Source organism: Euzebyella marina (assembly GCF_014855515.1).
In the GTDB taxonomy this organism is placed as follows: domain Bacteria; phylum Bacteroidota; class Bacteroidia; order Flavobacteriales; family Flavobacteriaceae; genus Euzebyella; species Euzebyella marina.
The window spans coordinates 1,866,635-1,890,560 of the sequence record NZ_JACYFK010000001.1 but is presented as its reverse complement, the minus strand read 5'-3'; the positions used below and the strand labels follow the sequence as shown (position 1 = coordinate 1,890,560).

At 39.9% G+C, this 23,926-nt stretch carries 18 protein-coding genes; 11 read left to right on the top strand and 7 right to left on the bottom strand.

Going from position 1 to position 23,926, the window contains the following annotated elements:
• The first annotated feature begins 26 nt into the window (after positions 1-26).
• From IL356_RS07670 to IL356_RS07660, 3 genes are all read left to right on the top strand, one after another.
• Positions 27-344: a cupin domain-containing protein gene (locus IL356_RS07670; protein WP_121850030.1), complete on the top strand. Its 318-nt coding sequence runs from the start codon at positions 27-29 to the stop codon at positions 342-344.
• Between the two features lie 15 nt (positions 345-359).
• Complete coding sequence (locus IL356_RS07665; RefSeq protein WP_121850031.1) at positions 360-1,145, top strand: SDR family oxidoreductase; 786 nt, start codon at positions 360-362, stop codon at positions 1,143-1,145.
• 319 nt (positions 1,146-1,464) lie between these two features.
• Positions 1,465-7,503: an alpha-2-macroglobulin family protein gene (locus IL356_RS07660; protein ID WP_121850032.1), complete on the top strand. Its 6,039-nt coding sequence runs from the start codon at positions 1,465-1,467 to the stop codon at positions 7,501-7,503.
• A 25-nt stretch (positions 7,504-7,528) separates the two neighbouring features.
• Here IL356_RS07660 and IL356_RS07655 read toward each other — a convergent pair whose 3' ends face one another.
• The 5 genes from IL356_RS07655 to IL356_RS07635 form a co-directional block, all read right to left on the bottom strand.
• Positions 7,529-7,891 (bottom strand): hypothetical protein, encoded by a 363-nt coding sequence (locus IL356_RS07655; RefSeq protein WP_121850033.1) that lies wholly within the window; start codon positions 7,889-7,891, stop codon positions 7,529-7,531.
• 221 nt (positions 7,892-8,112) lie between these two features.
• Positions 8,113-8,637: a DUF4136 domain-containing protein gene (locus IL356_RS07650; RefSeq protein WP_121850034.1), complete on the bottom strand. Its 525-nt coding sequence runs from the start codon at positions 8,635-8,637 to the stop codon at positions 8,113-8,115.
• 7 nt (positions 8,638-8,644) lie between these two features.
• The gene (gene obgE / locus IL356_RS07645; protein ID WP_121850035.1) at positions 8,645-9,664 is read right to left on the bottom strand and encodes a GTPase ObgE; all 1,020 of its coding nucleotides are present in this window, start codon (positions 9,662-9,664) and stop codon (positions 8,645-8,647) included.
• Positions 9,665-9,781: 117 nt separating this feature from the next.
• The gene (locus IL356_RS07640) at positions 9,782-10,492 is read right to left on the bottom strand and encodes an SIMPL domain-containing protein (RefSeq protein ID WP_121850036.1); all 711 of its coding nucleotides are present in this window, start codon (positions 10,490-10,492) and stop codon (positions 9,782-9,784) included.
• 12 nt (positions 10,493-10,504) lie between these two features.
• Positions 10,505-11,611: an adenylate kinase gene (locus tag IL356_RS07635; protein ID WP_121850785.1), complete on the bottom strand. Its 1,107-nt coding sequence runs from the start codon at positions 11,609-11,611 to the stop codon at positions 10,505-10,507.
• A 108-nt stretch (positions 11,612-11,719) separates the two neighbouring features.
• Here IL356_RS07635 and IL356_RS07630 point away from each other — a divergent pair, with 108 nt between their 5' ends.
• The 7 genes from IL356_RS07630 to IL356_RS07600 all read left to right on the top strand — a co-directional run bounded on the left by IL356_RS07630 (position 11,720) and on the right by IL356_RS07600 (position 21,759).
• Positions 11,720-12,892: a 5-(carboxyamino)imidazole ribonucleotide synthase gene (locus IL356_RS07630; RefSeq protein WP_121850037.1), complete on the top strand. Its 1,173-nt coding sequence runs from the start codon at positions 11,720-11,722 to the stop codon at positions 12,890-12,892.
• A gap of 1 nt (position 12,893) precedes the next feature.
• On the top strand, positions 12,894-13,382 hold the full coding sequence (gene purE, locus IL356_RS07625) for a 5-(carboxyamino)imidazole ribonucleotide mutase (protein WP_121850038.1): 489 nt from the start codon (positions 12,894-12,896) through the stop codon (positions 13,380-13,382).
• Between the two features lie 23 nt (positions 13,383-13,405).
• Positions 13,406-13,807: a hypothetical protein gene (locus tag IL356_RS07620; RefSeq protein WP_121850039.1), complete on the top strand. Its 402-nt coding sequence runs from the start codon at positions 13,406-13,408 to the stop codon at positions 13,805-13,807.
• An 18-nt stretch (positions 13,808-13,825) separates the two neighbouring features.
• Positions 13,826-15,853: a M3 family metallopeptidase gene (locus IL356_RS07615; protein ID WP_121850040.1), complete on the top strand. Its 2,028-nt coding sequence runs from the start codon at positions 13,826-13,828 to the stop codon at positions 15,851-15,853.
• Between the two features lie 156 nt (positions 15,854-16,009).
• Positions 16,010-20,524 carry a PAS domain-containing protein gene (locus IL356_RS07610; protein WP_121850041.1) on the top strand — a complete coding sequence of 1,505 codons (4,515 nt, stop codon included), beginning with the start codon at positions 16,010-16,012 and terminating at the stop codon, positions 20,522-20,524.
• 11 nt (positions 20,525-20,535) lie between these two features.
• On the top strand, positions 20,536-20,952 hold the full coding sequence (locus IL356_RS07605) for a response regulator (RefSeq protein WP_121850042.1): 417 nt from the start codon (positions 20,536-20,538) through the stop codon (positions 20,950-20,952).
• A gap of 285 nt (positions 20,953-21,237) precedes the next feature.
• Entirely contained in the window at positions 21,238-21,759 is a 522-nt protein-coding gene (locus IL356_RS07600; RefSeq protein ID WP_121850043.1) for a 5' nucleotidase, NT5C type, read from the top strand.
• Here the strand turns inward: IL356_RS07600 and IL356_RS07595 are convergent.
• Positions 21,751-22,113 (bottom strand): rhodanese-like domain-containing protein, encoded by a 363-nt coding sequence (locus IL356_RS07595; protein WP_121850044.1) that lies wholly within the window; start codon positions 22,111-22,113, stop codon positions 21,751-21,753. The two genes, IL356_RS07600 and IL356_RS07595, sit on opposite strands and share 9 nt — an antisense overlap.
• Before the next feature lie 119 nt (positions 22,114-22,232).
• On the opposite strand from IL356_RS07595, the gene IL356_RS07590 reads away from it, so the two are divergent.
• Positions 22,233-22,787, top strand: coding sequence for a sigma-70 family RNA polymerase sigma factor (locus IL356_RS07590; protein ID WP_121850786.1), 555 nt, complete (start codon positions 22,233-22,235; stop codon positions 22,785-22,787).
• A 297-nt stretch (positions 22,788-23,084) separates the two neighbouring features.
• On the opposite strand, the gene IL356_RS07585 is transcribed toward IL356_RS07590, so the two are convergent.
• Positions 23,085-23,909 (bottom strand): UbiA prenyltransferase family protein, encoded by an 825-nt coding sequence (locus IL356_RS07585; protein ID WP_121850045.1) that lies wholly within the window; start codon positions 23,907-23,909, stop codon positions 23,085-23,087.
• Positions 23,910-23,926 lie beyond the last annotated feature (17 nt).

The following is a 23,926-nucleotide window of genomic DNA, read 5'->3' as shown; positions in this document are numbered from 1 at the left end:
GTATCTTAGTTGCATAAAACTTAGCTATGCATTTGAACGTCGACCACATACCTGTAAAAGAAATTATGCCGGGCTACCACGCCAAAATGATTCATGGTGAAAAACTCTCCATCGCATATTGGAATGTGGAAGAAGGTGCTCAAGTTCCAGAGCATTCACACAAGCATGAACAAGTGATGCAAGTATTGGAGGGTGAGTTTGAATTTACGGTTGATGGCGTTACTAAAATTTACACAACTAACGATGTCGTTGTTATTCCGTCATTTGCCGTTCATAGCGGTAAAGCCATAACGCCCTGCAAACTAATGGACGTGTTTAGTCCCGTACGTGAAGAATACAAATAAATTCCAGATTAGATTATGAAGATATCCCTTATAAATAAAAAAGCTTTGGTTGGTGGTAGTAGTGGTGGTATTGGTAAAGCTATAGCACAACAATTGGCCGAAAGCGGTGCCAGTGTTACCCTAATGGCACGTAGTGCAGATAAATTGGCCCAAATCGTTTCCGAGTTACCCACAGACCAAGGACAATCGCATCAATTTTTAAAAGTTGATTTTTCAGATTTGGAAGGATATAAGAAAACGATTTCCCAATATTTTGCGAACAACTCCGTAGACATATTAGTAAACAACACCCAAGGGCCTGCTGCCGGAAATACGTTAGAGAAAAATACCGACGACTACCAACAAGCCTTTGACCTCCTGTTTAAATCGGTAGTTTTTACCACAGAATTGGCTTTGCAAAAGATGAAAGAAAACAAATGGGGCCGAATTATCAACGTAGCTTCAGTGTCGGTAAAGGAGCCTCTCTCCTACCTAGCACTATCAAATACAATACGTGCCGCCGTAGTAACCTGGGCCAAATCATTGGCTTCTGATGTGGGAAGCTTTAACATAACGGTAAACAGTGTTCTAACGGGTTATTTTGATACGGAAAGAATATCTCAGCTCAATGCCAAAAAAGCACAACAACTTGGCATAGATCAGAGTGAGGTCAGGGCCGACATGGAAGAAAAGGTTCCTGTTAAACGCATTGGAGACCCGAAAGAATATGGGTATTTAACCACTTTTCTAGCCTCTGAAAATGCCGCATACATAACGGGCACCCAAATTCCGATAGATGGCGGATTGCTTAAGAGTTTATAGGTTTATGACGCTATGAAAAGTAACGAGATAAGTAAGAAGAGTAAAACGAAAGTTGATTTTAGCGAAGAAGCCCAAGTATCTAAAAAATGATTATTCATTGTATCGGGGGGATTTATGTTTAAGGCAAAACTAAACCCTCGGTTGTGCTCTAATGAGTTTATTTGCCCTTTTTCTTAACTCATTTAATTTTCGGTCTGTTCATGATTGTCGCTATGCGCTAACTTACAGGCCAATTTCCCTAACCAAATCGCACCGTTCGCTCATTATGAATTCTGATTGGCATCGATTTTGAGCAACTTTATCCCGTAAATTTATTCGCATGAAGAAACTATCATTCATATTGATGACCCTACTTTTTTCACATATGGCCCATTCTCAAAGCGGCAACTCTTATGACAGTCTTTGGAAGCAAATTGAAAAGCTTGAAACGCAAGATTTGACACAATCTGCTTTGAAAGTGGCCCAAACCATTCAAGAAAAAGCCAAAAAAGAGTCCAACACGGCGCAAACGGTAAAGTCGTTACTTTTTATATCGAAATATGCAATGGTGTTAGAAGAAAATGCCCAATTCAACATTGTAGAAGATTTCAAAAAGGAAATAGAAAACACCGATTCACCTACCAAAAATATATTGCATAACTATTTGGCCAATTTGTATTGGCAGTACTTGCAACAAAACAGATATCGGTTCTACGGCCGTACTGAAATTATTACGAGGGTCGAGCAAAACGACTTCAGAACATGGGATGTAGCTACCCTATTTTCAGAAATCAACTATCATTTTCAGGAAAGCCTAAAAAATGAGGAGTTGCTTCAAAATAGCCCGTTAAAGACCTATGAAACGCTTCTTAGCAAACAAGAAAACTCGGAAAAATACCGTCCGGCGCTTTTCGACCTTCTGGCACATAACGCTCTTGATTTTTATGAAACGAGCGAAAACAGCATCAATCAACCGGCCTATAAATTCGAGATTTCAGATGAAGGATTACTGTGTGAAGCATATGATTTCACACAAAAAGAACTGGTTGCAAAAGATTCTACTTCCCTTCAGTTAACGGCCTTACAAACTTACCAAGACCTGATAAAATTTCATTTTCAAGACCCTGAGCCTTTCGCCTTGACCCATGTCGATATCGACCGGTTAAAATTCACCTTGCAAAATGCCGTTTTTGAAAACAAAAATGAAATTTATATTGAAGTCTTAAAAAATACCGCCGAGAGCCTAAAGCACCATGAGGTTTCTGCACTCTACCGATATGAAATAGCCCAACAACTTCATAACGAAGGAAATAGTTATGACCCGAAAAACCAGGGTGAAGTTCAATGGAAGCAAAAAGAAGCACTGCAAATTTGCGAAGAGGTTATTGCCAATTATCCGGATAGTTACGGTGCCGAAAAGTGCAAAGCCTTACAATCACAAATTCAGGCTCAGAGCCTTCAGCTAACTACAGAAAAGTTCCTTCCTATTAACCAAACAGCCCGCCTGTTGGTGAATTATAAAAATGTAGACGGACTACAATTGTCTGCCCATGCCGTTTCGGCTCAAGAGCTGGAGCAGCTTAATAAAATCCATCCTCAGGAAAAGAGATTGGCCTTTGTTCAAAACTTGAAGTCGATTATGAGTTGGTCTGCTGATTTAAAGAATGAAAGAGACTTTCAACAGCACGGTATCGAGGTTAAAATACCCCCAATGCCCAACGGAAGATACCTGTTGTTGGCCAGGCCGTCATCCAAAAAAAATGAGACGTTTGCCTATAGCGAATTGCAAGTAACCGATTTAGCCATAGTTGAAACCAAAAACAATACGGAAACCACCTACCAACTAATTGACCGAAACAATGGTCAACCAGTAAAAGGGGCCGAAGTAAAAATTAGCTATCTCAAAAACTATAATAAGCCTAGAAAACAAGTAACTGAGGTAACCAATGAGTTAGGTCTAGTAACCATTTCTCTGGCCAATGAAAATTGGAGCAGTGTAAAAATTGAAGTAGATAGCCAAGGAGAAAAAGCGGTGTTTGGAGATTATTACGTAAGTGAGAAATATATAAATTATAATAGCCCAAAAGACAATAGTTGTTTTCTTTTTACAGACCGAAGCATCTATAGACCTGGGCAACCCCTTTACTTTAAGGGCATCGCGACGACCAATACCAAAGAAAGTTCTAAAGTATTGCCCAATACTGTGGTCACCGTAGAATTGATTGATGTCAACGGTCAGGCTATTGGCTCCCAAAAACTAAAGACCAACGAATTTGGTTCTTTTTCAGGAGAGTTTGCCTTACCCAGTTCGGTTTTAACAGGTGATTTTAGCTTACAAGTCGACAGTGAAGCCGTAAATCTTGACGGATATGCCTCGTTCTCGGTCGAAGAATATAAAAGGCCGAAATTCGAGACCTCTTTTAATCCCGTAAAAGAAACCTTTCAGGTCAATGATAGCATAACGGTTACCGGCAAAGCGCAATCTTATGCCGGAAGCAACATCACACAAGCTAAGGTGAGTTACAGGGTTAAGCGGGTTGTCAACCTACCACGATGGTATTCTTGGTCATGGCCCAGGTATCCGATTTCTGAACAGGAAATTGTTCACGGAGAAACGGAGACCGATGCTAATGGCAAGTACAGTATTACATTCAGGGCCATTCCCGATTTGAGTATTTCAAAAGAGGCTCTACCTACTTTTGAATATGAAATCACAACCGATGTAACGGATATTAACGGAGAGACACAGAGTACCTCGCAAACAGTAAAAGTAGGCTATCACTCAATAAACGCACAAATTCAGGTTGCTGAGAACCTTCAAAAAGACCAAAAAACAACCAATTTAACCATCAATACTACCAATCTAAATGGAGAGTTCGTGCCCGTGAAAGGGATTATAAAGATTTACAAATTGTCTGCGCCCAACTACGTTTTAAGGCAGAGACCTTGGCCAGCACCTGACTATCAAAATTGGAACAAAGAAGATTTTAAAGAGCTTTTTCCTCACGACGCCTATAAAAATGAACAAGATTTCAGAAACTGGCCACTGGGTAAAGTGGTTAAAGAACTGAATTTTGATACTGAAAAAACCACCGAGATTCAATTGGAAGGCATTCAAAAATGGCCCTCGGGAAAATATCTATTACAGCTCGAAACCAAAGATAAATTTGGCAACGAAGTAAAAGATAAAGCATTTACAACTCTACATAGCGAAAAAGATAAAGTTCTTGCGGACAATCAACTTTTTGATATAAGTACTGACCAAGAAAATTACGAAATAGGTGATACCGCAGAAATCACTCTTTCGAGTAATGCCGATCATTTGAGCGTTTCTGTATTTGTAGAAAAAGACGGAAAAAAAGTTGATGAACGTATCATTACGCTGAACGGAAATAGCAAGACCTTCAAAGTGAAGATTGATGAAGCTGATTTAGGCGGATTTGCCATTAATTACACTTATGCGGCCTATAATTCTTTCGAATCTGGCTCTTTACAGATTTCGGTTCCTTATCCAAAAACGGATTTAGAAATAGAAACACTGACCTTCAGGGATAAAATTGCTCCGGGAAGCGAAGAAACATGGTCCTTCAAAATAAAAGGACCTAATGGAGACCAAATAAGTTCGGAACTATTGGCCAGTATGTACGACGCTTCGCTGGATGCTTTCAGACCACATTCGTGGAGTTTTAGCCCGCTTTACAGGCCCATTTACTATTCCCAATCGTATGCCAACGCTTACACCAGTTTTGGTAGCGGTTCATTTAGAACTCATTTAGATAACACCATTTATAACTATAAGGTTCAATCGTTCGATTCTTTTAACTTCTTTGGCCTTTATTTTGGTGGAGCACAGAATCGACCTTATGGTACCATGACATTAAGAAGGTCTGCGCCAATGACAGCGATGGATGCCGAAGCTGATATGGCCGGTCAAGCTTTGGAAGAAGTGGTTCAAGTGGGGCAAAGTCCGAAAAAAGAAAAGAGCACCGTTGAAAATGCATCTGAACCATCTTCAGAAGAAAAAGAAGGCCCGTCGGTAGTAAGTGCCAGAACCAACCTGCAGGAAACTGCTTTTTTCTATCCTCATTTGCAAACCGATAAAGAAGGTAATGTCAGCTTCAGCTTTACAAGTCCCGAAGCACTCACCCGTTGGAAACTTCAATTATTGGCGCATACCAAGAACTTGAACAGCACGGTTACCTCTATGGAAACCCTTACCCAAAAAGAGTTAATGGTCATTCCTAATGCTCCTCGTTTTCTTCGGGAAGGAGATGAAATTCAAATAAGCACTAAAATTGCCAACCTTACCAATCAATCCCTTTCAGGTAGCGTCTATATAGAACTGACGGATGCCGTTAATGGTAAGGATCTAACTCCGCAGCTTTTAGCCGGAACAACAGAGAGAAATTTCAAGGTAGATTCTAGTGGAAACACTCAAGCATCCTGGCGACTACAAATACCGGAAGGCTTACAAGCCGTACAATACAAAATCGTGGCAAAGGCCGGAGATTATTCAGATGGAGAGCAAAATTTATTGCCTGTTCTTACCAACCGAATGCTGGTCACCGAAACCTTGCCTATGTGGGTAAAAGGTAACGAGACGAAGAAATTTGAATTGACCAAATTAAAGGAAAACTCCTCGAGCTCTCTCGAACATCATAAACTGACTTTAGAGGTGACTTCCAACCCGGCTTGGTATGCCGTGCAGGCCCTGCCCTACCTTATGGAATATCCATATGAATGTAACGAACAGATTTTTTCTAGGTTTTATGCCAATACATTGGCCAGCCACATCATCAACTCGAACCCTAGAATGAAAAATGTTTTTGAGCAATGGAAAGGAACCGGTGCCCTCAAAAGCAATCTGGAGAAAAATGAAGAGCTAAAATCACTTTTGATTCAAGAAACCCCTTGGTTGCGTGACGCCCAATCAGAAAGCGAACAGAAAAAAAGAATCGCACTGCTTTTCGAACTCAACAATCTAAAAGCGCAACAGACCACTACTTTGGCCAAATTGGTTCAAAACCAAAAGGCTTCCGGAGCATGGGCTTGGTTTCAAAATGGTCCTGATAACCGTACAATTACCCAACACATTGTTACCGGCTTGGGCCATCTTAAAAAATTGCAAGTGGCCTTTGCCTTTGAGCAATCAAATCTTGAATCAAGTATTCAAAGAGCCTTTCAGTATCTAGACGATGAGTTTGTAGAAGAATACGAACGAATGAAAAAACATTCGACTGACCTTGAGAAGAACCATTTAAGCCAAAGTCAGATCCACTACCTGTATATGAGAAGTTTTTTCAATGATTATAAAACTTCGGTAAAGGTGGAGAAGACGATGGACTATTATTGGTCTCAGGCCGAAAAATACTGGACAAAACAAAGTCTTTACAGTAAGGGAATGTTGGCTTTGGCCCTTTCCCGACATGGTAATCACAAGACCGCCCAATTGATTCTTCGGTCTCTTAAAGAGAATAGTGTTTTTAATGAAGAACTTGGCCGTTACTGGAAAAACAATACCGCCTCTTGGCATTGGTACCAAGCCCCTATCGAAACCCAATCGCTATTGATAGAGGCTTTTGAGGAAATTACCAAGGACACTCAAACGGTCGATGAGCTAAAGATTTGGCTCCTAAAAAATAAGCAGACCAACCAATGGGCCACTACCAAGGCGACAACGGAAGCCATTTACTCCCTATTGCTAAGCGGAAGTGATTGGGTTTCGGTTACCGACGCGGTAGAAGTAACCGTTGGCAATAAAACGATAGACCCTAGCCAGTTAGAAAACGTAAAGACCGAAGCAGGCACCGGATATTTTAAAACCTCTTGGGAACCTTCCGAAATACAACCAGAAATGGCCCAAGTGGAAATGACAAAAAAGGGTGATGGAATTTCTTGGGGCGCCTTGTACTGGCAATATTTTGAAGACTTGGATAAAATTACCTCTGCGGAAACACCCCTAAAGCTTAAAAAGCAACTATTCTTAAAAACGAACACAGATACGGGCGAAAAACTATCGGAGATTACCAACAGTACCAACCTGAAAGTGGGCGATTTAGTTCGCATAAGAATTGAGTTGTGTTCTGATAGAGAAATGGAATTCGTTCATATGAAAGATATGAGGGCAGCTGGTTTTGAGCCCGTAAATGTTCTTTCTAGCTACAAATGGCAAGACGGGTTGGGCTACTATGAGAGCACTAAAGATGCCAGCACCAATTTCTTCTTTGATCGGTTGCCAAAAGGTGTATTTGTTTTTGAGTATGATTTAAGGGTAAACAATGCTGGTGAATTTAGCAATGGCATTACAACCGTTCAAAGTATGTATGCTCCGGAATTTAGCAGCCATAGTGAGGGAAATAGAGTGAAGGTTGAACAATAACTTCATTCTACAACTACTGAAGTTGTTAGATAGTCTCCGGAGTAAATAGAAGTTGGTAGAAGAAAGAACCGAATATATAGCCGCAACCAACGCCTACAATGATAATAAGAAGTAATATATAAGTTGATTGGCTCTGTTCTACATTGATAAGGGCCACGGGCGAACCATCTTTTTGAATCTCATAGGTATTCATTCGCCCTACTTTGCTATGGTCGCGTCTAGAAATACGGTAATTGTTCTTATTGACACTAAAAACATGCCTTGACCCCGCCGTAGCCTTCGATTCGGATATTTTGACACCATTGAGAAGAACTTGTTCTTTTCCTAAAATAGTCTGAACAATTTCAATTTTATGGTTCTCTACATAGTATAGCGCGAGCCTTGGCATATCAACTTTCAATTTACCTTTATGGAGAACAACTAATCGATTTCTACCATGATAGATTTACCACCATCTGTGGTCGATGGGGCTTCGAACACAACAAAATCTCAATAGAGATAGCTAAAAATATATAATTCGAGAATCGCTAAGATTGAAAGTTTTCAACAGCGGAAGTATTCTTACCTCTATTGAATCTAAAAGACTCACATTGATAAGATTAAACCTACTTATTTAGCTTTAGGAGGGTATTTTGAGAGCACTTTGGCTACTACTTTTCTGATAATTTCTTCTCTCTTTTCTGGCCCGGTATTTTCCTTAAAATTGCTTTCGCTAACGGCATCCCAAAACAGGAGGTCTTTTTTACTATATACAAAGTCGAAGCGAATCTCTCTTTTCTCGTTAGGCTGCCCCACGGGAATACCAATAGAAACGCCGCCGCCCATATTTCGGCCATTACCACCTACCCCAACCCCTACGTTGGAGGTTTGCTGTGGTCTAAAAAAACGAGTTTTTACATCAATTAAAAAGTCAGGATCTTCGGAAAACCGAATTCCCTTTAGTTGAAGTTCTGAATCAATGGCATCGAACAGCCGCCTTTCGTCTAATTGACTTAGGCCTGTCTGTATATCAGGATAGTAATTATAGGTAGTGTAATTAGAAAAATCCGTTTCCTTGTCATAATCGTAATACACCTTTACCGCTTGGCAGGCCGAGAGCAATAAGATGGATATTATGACTACAAACCTTCGCATAGAACCTCTATTTTTCTAAAACCTTGTTATCGTTCAACATAGCCCAAAGCCTATCCTTCAGCTCAGTAATACCCTGTTGCGCTACTGAAGAAATGAACATGTAGGGTACATCATCAAATTCTTTATCCAGCTCTTCGCGCATCTCATCCATCAGCTCTTTATCGAGCATATCACTTTTAGAGATTACAACAAGCTTTTCCTTATCCAATAATTCAGGATTGTACCTGCGCAATTCATCTATTAAGATGTCGTATTCTTTTGAAATATCTTTACTATCGGCAGGAATTAAAAATAATAACGTCGCATTTCGCTCAATATGCCTTAAAAAATAATGACCTAAACCTTTACCCTCTGCGGCTCCCTCGATAATTCCTGGGATGTCGGCCATTACAAAACTCTGAAAATCTCGATGCTGTACGATACCTAAATTGGGCTTTAAGGTCGTAAACTCATAATCGGCAATTTTCGGCTTAGCACTCGTGATTACAGATAGCAAGGTAGACTTACCTGCATTCGGAAAGCCCACCAGACCAACATCGGCCAAGACTTTAAGCTCAAGGGTAACATCTATTTCTTGCCCTGGTATACCCGGCTGTGCGTACCTTGGTGTTTGATTGGTGCTCGTCTTAAAGTGCCAATTGCCTCTACCTCCCATTCCGCCTTCAACGAGCATCTTCTCTTGGCCATGTTCGGTAATTTCAAAAAGGGTCTCTTGAGAATCGGTACTTTTTATCACGGTACCTAAGGGCACATCTACATAAATATCTTCGCCATCGGCACCAGTGCTGCGTTGTTTTCCGCCATGTTCACCATGTCCGGCGCGAAAATGCTTTTTAAACTTGAAACTGACCAGAGTCCATAAATTTTCATTGCCGCGAATAATTACATGTCCGCCTCGGCCTCCATCTCCACCATCCGGTCCACCTTTCGCCACGTACTTTTCACGATGTAAATGAGCGGACCCCTTTCCTCCGTTTCCGGATTCAGCATGTATCTTTACATAATCAACAAAATTGCCCTCAGTCATATCTTAGTATTTCAGATTGCCATCAAAAAAATAGATTACAAAAGTACGTAATATTAGATAGCTCTTGACAGATAAGAAATAGGAGAAAATAGGTACCTTAAGTTTGGATAAAGAGAATTAATCTTCTAATTGAAAATCGATAGTGGACACGACCCGTACCAATTTAATCTGTGGAGTGTTTTGATCACGATCGCTTATGGAGAAGAGCCCTTGCCTAGCCACTCGAATTTCGCCCACCTTCGCCTGACTATCACGCGCAAATTTCTCAGCTACTTCTCTGGCATTTTTGGTCGCCTCTTCAACCATTTCCGGTTTCAGGTCGTTTAGCTTGGTATACATATATTCTATAGGCCTCCAAGAATTCTTTGAACCTAAAAGAACTCCGTCAGAAATTAGTTCTGAAGATTCGGCCAAAGCTTTTTGCAAACGTGGTATATCACTGGTGCGAACGGTTATTTCAATCGTTGCCAAATATCGATACTCGCTAAATTGCGAACTATTGTTATAGATATTCTCCCTTGCATCGGTTACATTAATGGTGCCTCGGGTAAGTTCATCATCGGTGAAACCCTGTTCTTTAAAAAACTGAACTACTTTTTGGTTTTGACCCTCAATATCTTGTCGTAGGGTCACCAAATCGTTTCCTGTAAGTGAAATATTCATGGGCCAAACAGCTAGGTCGGCATCTACTTCACGTTCCGATAGGCCCTTCACCTGAACATATCTATCGTACTTCTTGCCCAAACGATGCATATTGCCGACAAAATAACCGGCTACCATGATCGCTATGGCTAGAATGAGCGTTTTAATCCAGTTCAGGTCTTTCATAAAATATGAATGCTAAAGTTCTTCGATCACCTTACCTAAGCGGTGCGTGACTTCATCTATGGCGCCTATTCCGTTAATGCTATGAAACTTGCCTTGAGCCTCGTAGTAATCCTTCAAAGGCGCGGTCTTTTCATTATACTCATCGAAGCGATTCCTGATTTTTTCTTCATCTTGATCATCGCTTCGACCACTGACCTTACCTCTCTCGAGCAAACGGTCAATAAGCACCTCATCATTGGCTTCCAATGCGATGGTAGCATCAACGCGCATATTCTTTCCCTGTAAAAAATTGTCTAAAGCTTCCGCTTGAGTTGCAGTTCGCGGAAAACCGTCAAATATGAAGCCACTGGCATCGGGGTTCTTCTCTACGGCATCTTCCAACATTTTAATGGTTACTTCATCAGGTACCAAGTCGCCATTATCGATATAAGACTTGGCCAACTGCCCCAACTCGGTATTGTTTTTCATATTGTACCTGAACAGGTCTCCAGTTGAAATGTGCTTTAAGTTGTACTTTTCCTTTAAAAATTCTGCCTGGGTACCTTTTCCTGCACCCGGTTTCCCGAACAGTACGAGATTGATCATATGCTTATGGTTTAGTTGGTAAACTTCTTTAAGATTACGGCCCAATTCTTTATAATCAAGACCATATCCAACAATAAATTTATTAGGTATTTCTATTCCCCAATAGTCGATGGCGTACTCCCCATTATAAACATCTGATTTGTAGAAGAGGCTAGCTATCTTAAACTCTTTTACATTGGCGTTCGAGAAAAGATGCACCAATTCTTTAAGGGTTCTTCCGGTATCGATAATATCTTCAAGAATTACCACGCTTCTACCCTCAATATCTTCAGATACATCAAGCAGGGTTTCTACAATACCGGTAGAGGTAAGACCTCTATAGGAGCTTAGCTTTACAAAAGATACTTCGCAATCGTATGGGTAATGTTTCAAAAAGTCTGAAACGAACATAAAGGCCCCATTGAGTACGCCCACAAAAATAGGCACCTCATCTTTGTAATCGGCCGCAACCTTTTCGGCCACAGCCTTTACCGCATCTTGAATCTGCGATTCGTTCAAAAACGGTTTAAAATGTTTATCGTGTAGTTTTATCAACACAAAATCTATTGAGAAATGCCAAATATAGCACTTTGATTTCTCTTTTTTAACACCCCGACTGCGGTTTTGGGAATTCGCCGTATTTTTGTGCCAACTATCATACACATGCCAACAAAAAACGACAAAAGCTATTTTTCATCGAACTTCACCCTAGGTATTTTGGGTGGTGGTCAATTGGGAAAAATGATGCTCTACGAGACCAGAAAATTTGATATCAAGACCAAAGTTTTAGATGCTTCTGACGAAGCCCCATGTAAAATTGCCTGCAATGACTTTGTCAAGGGTGACCTTATGGACTATGACACGGTAATCAAATTCGCGGAAGATGTCGATGTGCTCACCATCGAAATAGAGAATGTAAATGTAGACGCCCTAGAACAACTTGAAAACAAAGGCAAAACGGTCTACCCGCCCACGAAGGCACTGCGCACCATTCAGAATAAGGCTACCCAAAAGCTTTTTTATGTTGATAACGGTATACCCACTGCTGATTTTAGCCGATTTGCTTACAAAAGCGAGATTAAGGACAGTATTGAAAATGGCGGACTACAATTTCCTTTTATATGGAAAGCTGCGCGTTTCGGATATGACGGGCAAGGAGTCAAGGTAGTTCGTAAAGCTGAAGATTTGGAAAACCTTCCTTCAGGCGAATGTATTGCCGAGAAAATGATCGACTTCAAAAATGAACTGGCGGTTATCGTTTGTAGAAGTGCAAGCGGCGAAGTCAAAACCTATCCCGTGGTTGAAATGGAGTTTCACCCTGAGGCCAACCAGGTCGAATATGTGATTTGTCCTGCTAGAATCGATGATAAGGTTGCTCAAAAAGCTCAAGAAGTCGCTTTGAAGGTTTCTGAAAAAATGAAGCATGTGGGCCTTTTGGCAGTTGAACTCTTTCAGACCAAAGATGATGAAATATTGGTCAACGAAGTAGCCCCAAGGCCCCATAATAGCGGTCACTACAGCATTGAAGCCAGTTATACAAATCAATTTGAACAGCATATCAGGGCTATTCTCGACCTGCCTTTGGGCGATACTCAAAGTAAAGTTGCCGGTATCATGGTCAACTTGGTAGGTGCCGAAGGTCATACGGGTGATGTTGAATACCAGAACATGAGAGATATTTTGGGCCTAAAAGGGGTTACACCTCACATCTATGGTAAAAAACAGACCCGCCCTTTTAGAAAAATGGGCCATGTAACCATCGTTAACCCTGATATTGCCAAAGCAAGGGAAATCGCCCAGCGCGTAAAAGAAACTATAAAAGTCATCAGTAAATAATATGAACAAAGTAGCCGTAGTCATGGGCAGCACAAGTGATTTGCCCGTAATGCAAGATGCCATAGATATTTTAAAAGAATTCGAAATCGATGTTGATGTCGATATAGTATCCGCACATAGAACTCCTGAAAAACTGTTCGATTTCAGCAAAAATGCCCATATTAATGGGTACGCTGTCATCATTGCTGGTGCCGGGGGTGCAGCACATTTACCTGGTATGGTTGCGTCAATGTCGCCCTTACCCGTGATAGGTGTGCCGGTAAAGAGCAGTAACTCTATCGATGGGTGGGATTCGGTCTTATCCATCCTCCAAATGCCCGGTGGCGTTCCTGTAGCAACGGTGGCACTCAACGGTGCAAAGAACGCAGGTATTCTGGCCGCTCAAATTTTAGGAAGTACTAACGAATCTTTACTCAACAAAGTCATCAAGTATAAAGAAGGTTTAAAACAAAAAGTGATTGATGGGGCCAAAAGCCTCAAAAAACAATAATTTATTTCTTAGTCCCCCACGCTATGAACACCCCATCTTTTATCGGATTTATCCTAGGTATAACCGGAATTGTCATTTTGCTCTTTTTGGGCCGAAAAACCAAAGACCCCTACTGGAAATGCGTTTGGCGAAGTTCTTTGTTGTTCTGTTCGATGTATATCTTAATTTTGATTGTTATGGCCGTCAATGCTCAGTATCTTAGCTTTCAACTAGAGGCTATGGATGTTAACGGAAATGGGCAAATCGACCTCAATGAATACACCGAAGAATACAGGGTGGTGAGAGACCGGTTGCTCAAAGACCCTGATAGAAACAATGCCTTCTACACAGGCGCTATTCTATCGTTTGTTATGGCATTGATTGCTTTATCGATAGATTTGTTTACAACCTATTTTCAGTCTAGAACAAATAGTATTAAAATTTAAATTAAGGAAATCTCATATATGAATCCATTATTGGCACCTTTCGAAACAGCACCCTTTTCTAAAATCAAGAACGAACATTTTAAGCCTGCTTTTTTACAGGCTATGGAAGATGCACGAAAAGAAATCAATGCCATAACGGAAAATAACGAAGAGCCAACTTTTGAAAACACTATTGAGGCTCTAGAATTCACTGGCCAACAATTAGACCGTATTTCAAGTATTTTCTTCAATTTGAATTCTGCGGAAACAAATGAAGAAATTCAAAAGATAGCTCAAGAAGTCTCCCCATTACTTTCTGAGTTCAGCAATGATATTACCCTGAACGAAGAATTGTTCAAAAGGATTAAAAAGGTTTTTGACAATCAAAGCAATCTAAAGTTGAGCGTAGAACAGAGCACTCTTTTAGAAAAGAAGTATAAAAGTTTTAGTAGAAATGGAGCCAACTTACCTGAAGACAAAAAGAAGAGACTAAGGGAAATAGACACCGAATTATCAAAACTCAAGCTAAAGTTCGGTGAAAACGTATTGGCCGAAACCAACAAATTTGAACTACACCTCACCGATGAGTCCGATCTTGATGGGCTACCTGAAGGTGAAAAAGAGGCAGCGGCGCAACTCGCAACCGCAAAAGACAAAGAAGGTTGGCTGATCACCCTTGATTACCCGAGTTACATACCCTTTATGAAATACGCTAAAAACAGGCAGCTTAGAAAAGAACTTTCTATGGCCTTCGGCAGTAAAGGTTTTCATAACGACGAGCTCGACAATCAAGAAAACGTTTTGCGTATCGCTAATTTAAGACATGAGAGGGCCAATTTGCTCGGGTATGAAACACACGCCCATTTTGTCTTGGAAGAAAGAATGGCAGAGACCCCTGAGAAGGTAAAAGAGTTTCTAAATGAACTTTTACAAAAGGCAAAACCGGCTGCGGAAAAAGAATTTGAGCAGTTGTCAACTTTTGCGAAAGAAGTAGACGGGTTAGAGCACCTAGAAAAATGGGATGCCAGTTATTATTCTGAAAAACTAAAACAGAAACTTTTTGATCTAGATGACGAGAAACTAAAACCTTATTTCAAACTTGAAAATGTAATCAATGGTGTTTTCAAAGTAGCCGAAAAGTTGTTCGACCTCAAGTTTGAAGAGGTATTTGATGTTGAGAAATACCATGAAGAGGTCAAAACTTATAAAGTTTATGACTTAGATGATAATTATATTTCACTTTTCTATGCCGATTTCCACCCCAGAAAAGGAAAACGAGGTGGCGCTTGGATGACATCTTACCGGCCCCAGTTTCAACTTGATGGTAGAAATTTCAGGCCTCATATCTCAAATGTTTGCAACTTCACGCGGTCAACACCCAGCAAACCATCGTTATTGACTTTCAACGAGGTTACCACTTTATTTCATGAATTTGGCCACGGCCTTCATGGCATGTTGGCGAATACGGTATACCCTAGCCTTTCGGGCACATCCGTTTTTTGGGATTTTGTAGAACTACCAAGCCAGATAATGGAGAACTGGTGCTACGAAAAAGAAGCCCTTGAACTTTTTGCCCATCATTACCAAAGTGGTGAACTTATTCCTATGGAAATGGTGACCAAAATAAAAGAATCGGCCACTTTTCAAGAAGGTATGCAAACGCTCAGGCAGCTTAGTTTCGGTTTGCTTGACATGGCGTGGCATGGGAAAGACCCGACTGATATAAATGATGTAAAGCAGTTTGAGGTCAATGCCTTTGAAGGCACCCAACTATACCCCGAAACGGCTGAAACCTGCATGAGTACGGCTTTCTCCCACATCTTTCAAGGGGGTTATTCCTCAGGTTATTACAGCTATAAATGGGCTGAAGTTTTAGATGCCGATGCTTTTGCCTATTTTAAAGAGAACGGTATTTTCAATAAGGAAATAGGCAGTAAATTCAAAGACAATGTGCTTTCAAAAGGAGGTACCGAAAACCCGATGATACTTTATAAAAGATTTAGGGGGCAAGAACCTAAGGTAGAAGCCCTCTTAGAAAGGGCCGGTCTTTTAGAACTTAAAAGATAGCCTAGTCATAATTGATAGCACCTTTATTTTTTCTTTAACTTTTTAAATAAATTGTAGCCGTTTACGCACATATTTTCTAAATTTACCTGTATCCCCAGTCCCTGATCAGCCACTAATTTCGACCGGTTTTATCAACATAATAGATGGGAGAAAAATATGTTACAGGAAATCGATTTTAAAAACCTGCAAAAAGAAATAAACAAAGTTGCCAAGATTGGTGTGTTCTATGTTGACCTAGCTACCGAAGAATCTTTTTGGGATCAAGTTCTAAAAGATATTTTTGAAATCGCACCCGATTTTGTACCCTACATGGGAGCGAGCGATCAGTTTTTTAACAATCCCACAGAATTGGAAAATAAGCATGCAACTTACAGAAAGAGTCTTTCAGAAGGAACACCCTTTGAGATGGTCAACCAGATTCTTACAGCAAAAGGCAACCGTAAATACATCAGAACCTTCGGATTACCGGTCATGAAAGACGGTCATTGCATCGCCCTTTCCGGAAAAGTGATGGATATCACTAACCAAAAAGAGACCGAACGTGATCTCATTCAAATTAAAGAACAGTGGGATCTGGCCGAAGAGCTTGTGAGCATTGGCTATTGGCAATGGAACGTGCAGAACGATCATTTTCAATGTTCCGATAATTTAAGGGTAATTTATGGTATTGATGTCGGTACCAAAATAAATTTAGAACTTATTCTTGAAAAAGTATGTGATGAAGATAAAGAGCTATTTTCATCTAATATCAAGAACTCTCTAAAGAACAAATATTTTGAAACATTCACTTATACCATTTGCACTACCGAGAAAGAAATCAGATTTCTAAGAGCCAATGGTAAGGTGATAAGTAATGAATCGGGACACGTTATTGCTATGATGGGTACTACCCAGGATATAACTGAAGACGTTACCACACAGAAAGAACTAAAGCTTAAAAACGAACAGTTGTTATTTGCCGAAGAGTTGGCAAAAGTAGGGTATGTTCATTGGAATGTTATAGGTGATGAATCGTACTGGTCAAACAACGTTTATAGAATTTATGGTATAGAAATCGGTGAGAAAATTACTTTCGAAAAGTTCATGTCGATTGTGCACCCTGATGACATTCAACCATTACAGGCACGAGTAGAAAAAATCATTGAAACTGGTAACTTTCAAAGAATTGTTCATCGAACCATTCCCATAAACGGAACTATAAAAACAGTTGAAATTCTGGGGAAGGTCGTAAAGGGTGAAAATGGCGAAACCATTGAATTAAAAAGTTCTATTCATGATATTACCGAACAGGTCGCTCGCGAAAACGACCTTATAGAAAAAACCCAATTAATGGATTTTGGCGAGCAATTGGCGAATATCGCCTATTGGCAATGGGATGTAGTTCGAGATCGTATCACCTGCTCCGACAACCTTTATCATATTCATGGGTACCCCCATGGCATATTTCTCAACAAACAGGCCATTCTCAAGAGCATGCCTCCTGAGGATAGGGATATGGTAGCCGAAAGACTAAAAAAATACTTGGCTACCGGTAACTTTGAAAAGTTCACCCATCGCATACTTCAACCTACTAAAAGGATTACCACGGTTCAGGTAATGGGTAAGGCCTTTAAAGATAAGGCAGGCAAAGTGTTTAAGATTTTAGGCGTGACCCGAGACATTACCGAGCAAATAAAAAAGGAGCAACTTCTTATTGAAAAAAACCAACAACTGCTTTATGCAGAAAAAATGGCAAAAATTGGTAATTGGAGGTGGAATTCCCTTACCAATGAGGTCATCTGGTCAGACAACCTTTATGAAATCTACGGTCATGATAAGAGCGAGCCGGTAACTTTCGAAAAATATATAGGTTATATACATAAGGAAGACAGAGATTATGTTACTGCCAAAATTGACAGAGCGGTCGAATCAGGAGTTTATGAAGAATTAATTTATAGAATTGAATTGACCGACGAAACCATAAAAACAATCAAATCTATTGGCAGTGTCACTATAGACGAAGCAGGTCGAACCATTGAAATGTTAGGTACCTGCCAAGATGTAACCGACCAAATACTTAGGGAGAAAGAGCTCACCGAAAAAAACATGCAGCTCAGCTTCGCCGAAGAAATGGCCGGTATCGGGTATTGGAATTGGAACTTAGAAAATAGCACCGTCAAATGGTCGGACAACTTATACCGAATTTTTGGTTTTGAATTGGGTATTCCCTTAAAATTTGAAGATGTTTTTGCGCCCATTCATCCCGATGACAAAGCGCATGTTCAAAAAGCTACTGAAGAGATTATCTCATCTAGAATTTTTGCACCCATACATTACCGAATTGTTCTTCAAGACGGCTCTATAAGAAATATTGAATTATTCGGAAAGGTGATGACCGACACTAAAAATCAGGTCGTAGAGGTGATGGGAACGGCCCAAGACATCACCGAATCGACAAAAATTCAAGAAGCTTTGGTTCAAAAAAACCAACAACTGAATTCCGCTGAAAAAATTGCAGAGATGGGTCATTGGACTTTAGACCCTTTTACCAAGAAAGCAACTTGGTCTGACAATCTCTATGAAATTTATGGTATAGAAAAAGGAACTTCTATTTCTAATGAGAATTTTATAGACTTCATCCATGAAGATGACCGAGAGGTTGCAAAAGCTAAGATTTTAAAGATTATTGGCACCAAAAAATTTGAGGATCTGGTTTATCGAATTCGGCTAGAAAAGGGCCTTGTAAAGACCATCAGAATGGCCGGTAAAGTAATCACCGACCCAAAAGGCAATATCGTTGAATTGTTAGGCACCTGTCAAGATATTTCAGAACAAATTGCTCGAGAACACGAGTTGATGGAAAAAAACCAGATGATGGCCTTTGCTGAAGAGCTATCCGGTATCGGTTATTGGAAATGGGATATTATTAACGATGTCATGGACAAGTCTGACAACCTTATGAGAATTCTGGATTTTGAGTTGGGCACCCCAATGAACTTCAAGAAGTATTTATCACGTGTGCACCCCAAAGATCAAGATTTGGTGATTGAAAAAAGTCAACTTATTGAAGAAACCAAAAAGTTCGAAAAGTTTACGCATCGAATCATTAAGCTAGATGGCAGTATCAGAACCCTTGAAATCACTGGTGAAATAGTGCTTGACGAAAAAGGCGGCGTTACCGAGTTAATAGGCTCCTCAAATGATATAACCGACAGAATCAATGACGAGCAAGCACTTATTGAACAAAATCAATTGCTCAATTTGGCGGAGGAGCTGAGCGGCATTGGGCACTGGAAATGGAACATGTTAAAATCGAAATTTGAAATTTCAGAAAATTTTTACCGTATTCTCGACCTTGACCCTAACAAACCAATGGACTATGGCAAATTTATGAACTGTCTTCCTCTTGAAGATAGAGAGTATGTTACAAATACTTTATATAAAATACTTCAGAACAAAACCTTCGATAAATTTGCACATCGAATTATTAAGAAAGACGGCTCATTTCGAAACTTAGAGGTCGTAGGGGAAGTACTTACCGACAAAAATGGTATCGTCGAATTAATCGGCACGGCACAAGACGTAACCGAGAGACGAATGGCAGAAAAAAAGTTCAGAGGCTTATTGGACTCTGCCCCCGACGCCATTGTCATTCTAAACAATAGGGGAAAGATAAAAATAGTAAATAAGGAAGCTGAGAAATTATTGGGTTACACTATTAAAGAGTTGCTCAACAAACACATCAGTTTTGTTACACCGACAAAATTTAAAAATCTTCATAAAGAATATGCGGCCAAATTTTTCAATAATCCAAATCAAGGGTTAGTCATAAAGAACCAAGAACTCTATATAAAAAACAAAAGCGGGGGTCAAATTCCTGTTCAAGTGAGCATTGGTCCAGTTGAGACTGCAGAAGGTCTAATGATATCAATTGCAATTCGTGATATTACACTGAGAAAAGAGGCCGAGAGCAAATTGGTTGCGATGAACAACAGATTGAAGGATACGGCCAAAAAGCTCTCTATACAAAACCAACAACTGTCCGATTTTAACCATATAACTTCACATAACCTTCGGTCGCCTGTAAGCAACCTCAACGCTCTGTTGAAACTGTTGCAAGTCGAAAAAGATGATGTTAGGAAATCGTTGCTATTTGAAAAATTCGAAAAAGTAATCGACCATCTATCATCAACGCTTGACACCTTAGTAGAAACGTTGCGCATCAAGAGCGAAACCGCCCAGAACCAAACGAAAATATCTTTTGAAAAAGTATTGACCAAGACCAAAGATATATTGACCGCCCAGATTATGGATTCGGGTGCGGAAATCATTTCAAACTTTTCAAAAGCTTCAAAAATTGAATACAATGAAGTCTACCTAGAAAGTATTTTTCTTAATTTAGTGAGTAATGCTATTAAATACAAGTCACCGCTACGGCCACCGGTCATTCATATTGAAAGTTGGGTGGAAGACGGTAAGACCAAATTAAAGGTTGCCGACAATGGTTTGGGAATCGACTTGAAAAAAAATGGCAAGAAACTCTTTGGTCTCAACAAGGTGTTTCATAGGCATCCGGAAGCTAAAGGTGTCGGCCTATTTTTGACAAAGGCACAAGTGGAGGCCATGGGCGGAACCATTACTGCTGAAAGTGAAGTGAACGTTGGAACCACATTTTTAATAACTCTAGATTAATTGCGCTTATTATGGGTAAGAATGTCAATGTCTGCATTATCGATGACGATGATATTTATCAGTTTACTATGTCAATGACCTTAGAAACCTTCACAGGAGTCGACAAAATAATTGCTCTATACGATGGTGCCGAAGCACTAGACTATATGCTAGACCATCTCAACAAAGAAGAAGAATTGCCCGATATCATTTTCTTGGACATTAATATGCCCATAATGGACGGCTTTCAGTTCATGGAGGAGTATATCAAAATAAAACCTAAGGTCGGCAAGAAAATTACTATTTACATGGTTTCCTCCTCGGTTGACCCTAAGGATATCGACAGGGCAAAAAAAATAAATGAAATTTCAGACTACATTGTAAAACCTATTAAAGAAAGCCAGCTAGAGACCATAATCACGCAGCTTAAAGAAAAAGGTAAGCTTTGATTATTATCTAACACCTCCGCTGATTGTCTGGTTAGGCACAAAAGAGCTAAGAATAATCACTAAAGAGTACAGCTTAAAAAAATATTTAATCTACTTTTACATCTCATAAGTAGGTTAAAAAGGTTATAAAGAACAACTAATTTTTTTGACAGAAAAGAGGGTGTGGGGACACCCTCTTTTTTTTGTTGAACAATACCTTTTCTCCAAATGTTAAGATAAAGGTAAGATTAACTTCAACCTTTATTCTTTGCCTGCATTTTACGAACTTCGCTGAAAATTTTTCGCATGATTATTTTTGTTGATATGGACGAGGTAATGGCAGATACCTACGGCGCACACATTGAAATTTACAATAAAGATTTTGAGGAATGCCTAACATTGGAGACCTGTATGGGTAGAGAGGTTTGGCACAACGTACCTGAAGATCGTCAACTAAGTGTTCGCAACCATGCCAGAAACCGAGGCTTTTTTAGAGACCTGAACCCTATAGAACACAGTCAAGATGTTTTAAGCAGGCTTAGCCAAAAGCATGAAGTCTATATCGCATCGGCCGCCATGCAGTTTCCGAATTCTTTAGAAGAAAAATCAGATTGGCTAGATCAACACTTTCCGTTTATTCCTTGGCAGAATAGAATATTATGTGGCCACAAACATGTTTTAAAAGGTGATGTTCTGATTGATGACCGCACTTACAATCTAGAGAGTTTTGATGGTCGCAGTTTATTATTCACCTCACCACACAACATTCACGTTGAAGGTTTTGAAAGAGTAGACAACTGGAAAGAGATTGAGCAAAAACTACTTTGAGGATTGTTGCCTTTGCAAGTAGGCATCGTAACCACCTTCTAAATTCACGACTTCAAACCCCATTTTTCCCATAGCTTCTGCTGCTTTTGCGCTTCTGCCGCCGGCCTTGCAATACAGATAGATGGGTTTATTTTTATTCAATTTGGTAGCCTTCTCCTTAAAGTCGTCCTCAAACCAATTGAGATTTACGGCACCATCTAAATGACCCTCGGCAAATTCTTCCGGAGTTCTTACATCAAGTAAGATACCCGAATCTCTATCTTTCTGTGAAAGTTCTGTGATAGGTTTCGAGTTACTTTGGGTGCAGCCCAAATTACAGGTAATCAAAAACAAAAAGGTGACCATGTATTTCATATCAAAAGACTTTATTCAAAAATATAAATATGCCCGAAATAAAATATAAAGTACCGAAAGTAAATCATATGAGGTCGGTTAATGTAAATTCACGTAATTTTGGTGACCACGAAACCAACATGGCAGAAAATAGTTTACAGCCCGAAAATTGGGTAGATGCATATGCAGATTACCTTTTCAACTATGCAATTTCCCGTATCTCAGATGCCGAAATTGCCAAAGATTTGGTGCAAGAAACTTTTTTGGCAGGTTTAAAATCGGCCAAGAACTATAAGGGTGATGCCGCAGAAAGAACATGGCTGATTGCGATTCTCAAAAGAAAGGTAATTGATCACTATCGCAAGTCGAATTCGAAAAAGGGCAAGGCTGAAGTTAAAATCAATTATAGTGCCCAAACCGATGCCGAAGGTGATTGGCTTGAAGAGCAAATTGCCGACCCTTTCAGCAATTTTGAGCACGATGACCTAGAGAACGAAGAACTTGGCAATGCTATACAGTCTTGCATCGCCAAATTACCCGCCAAGCAAGCTCAAGTATTTACAATGAAGACAATTCAAGGTATTAGTACTGAAGATATTTGTAATGAACTTGACATTAACCCGTCTAATCTTTGGGTAATGATTCACAGGGCCAGAACGGCTTTAATGGGTTGCCTAAATGAAACTTGGTTTTAAATGAGAAATGAATGTTCGGCAACGGCCGTTTTGCCCAAACTGTAATTATCTTGAAGAATTAATTATCATCGAAATGATATCTTGCGAAAAAGCAGAAATAATTTGTAACAAAAGCCAATATCAAGAAGCCTCTTTTACTGAAAGGCTACAGTTAAAGTTTCATCTTTTCATTTGTAAAAACTGTTGTAAGTACAGCGAGAAGAATTCAAAATTGACCTCTCTCTGCGACAAGGCCAAACTTCAAGGTCTTTCTTCGAAAGAAAAAGAACAGATGAAGCAAAAGCTACATTCAAAAGGTTAAAAAATCTTTTGAAGAATCAAGAACAGACCCCACCACATTATAGGCATACCTTCAACCCAAAAAGAAGCAAAGTATTTTTTCTGTCGCCTTTTCGTAATAAACATTAGCATACCGAGTGCCAAAAAAAGTATCCCCGAAGCGGTAACATCTATAACCGAGACATGGTCTTTAAAAAGCACTAAAAAGAAGAGTGGTATATTGGCAAGGGCCCCTAATACTTTGGTTCTAGCAACCCCATATCGCTGGGGCAAGGTTCTTAACTCCGGAGAATCGTAAATCAAGTCACGAATTTCGAATGGCACCATCAAAATAAAGACGAATAAAAAGCGCCTTAACGTTTCGATTCCAACATCCCACCAATTGATATAGCTTTCTGTCAGCGCAGGTAAAATGACAGTGGTTCCCGCCCAAACCAAGGCCACTACAAAAATTTTAAGCCCGCCCCAACTTCGTAACTTTTTAGAATGCGGCAAAACTGGTAAGGCATATAGCGCAGTAAAGATCAGAAAAACAATGAGTGCCACCCATAATTCTTTGGGCAAAAAGTAAAAATGATAAATAGCCGCGGCGAAAGCTAAAAAACTGGCAAACTGAATATTTTTATGGTACCTGTTAGCCACCAAAATATACTTTTCGGCCTCCACACCATATTTCATAAAATTATAGCAAGTAATAGTGCCAAAAAAAAGAAACCAAGGCACATGATTGTTCAACGAAAAATTGAGACTGATCGCTGTGATATGGGTAAGCGCAAAAACCGACAAAGCCACATGAATACTGGCGTCTAGATAAAAATCGAATATCCTTTGCAACCACCGCATTAAACAAATGTAGCCAA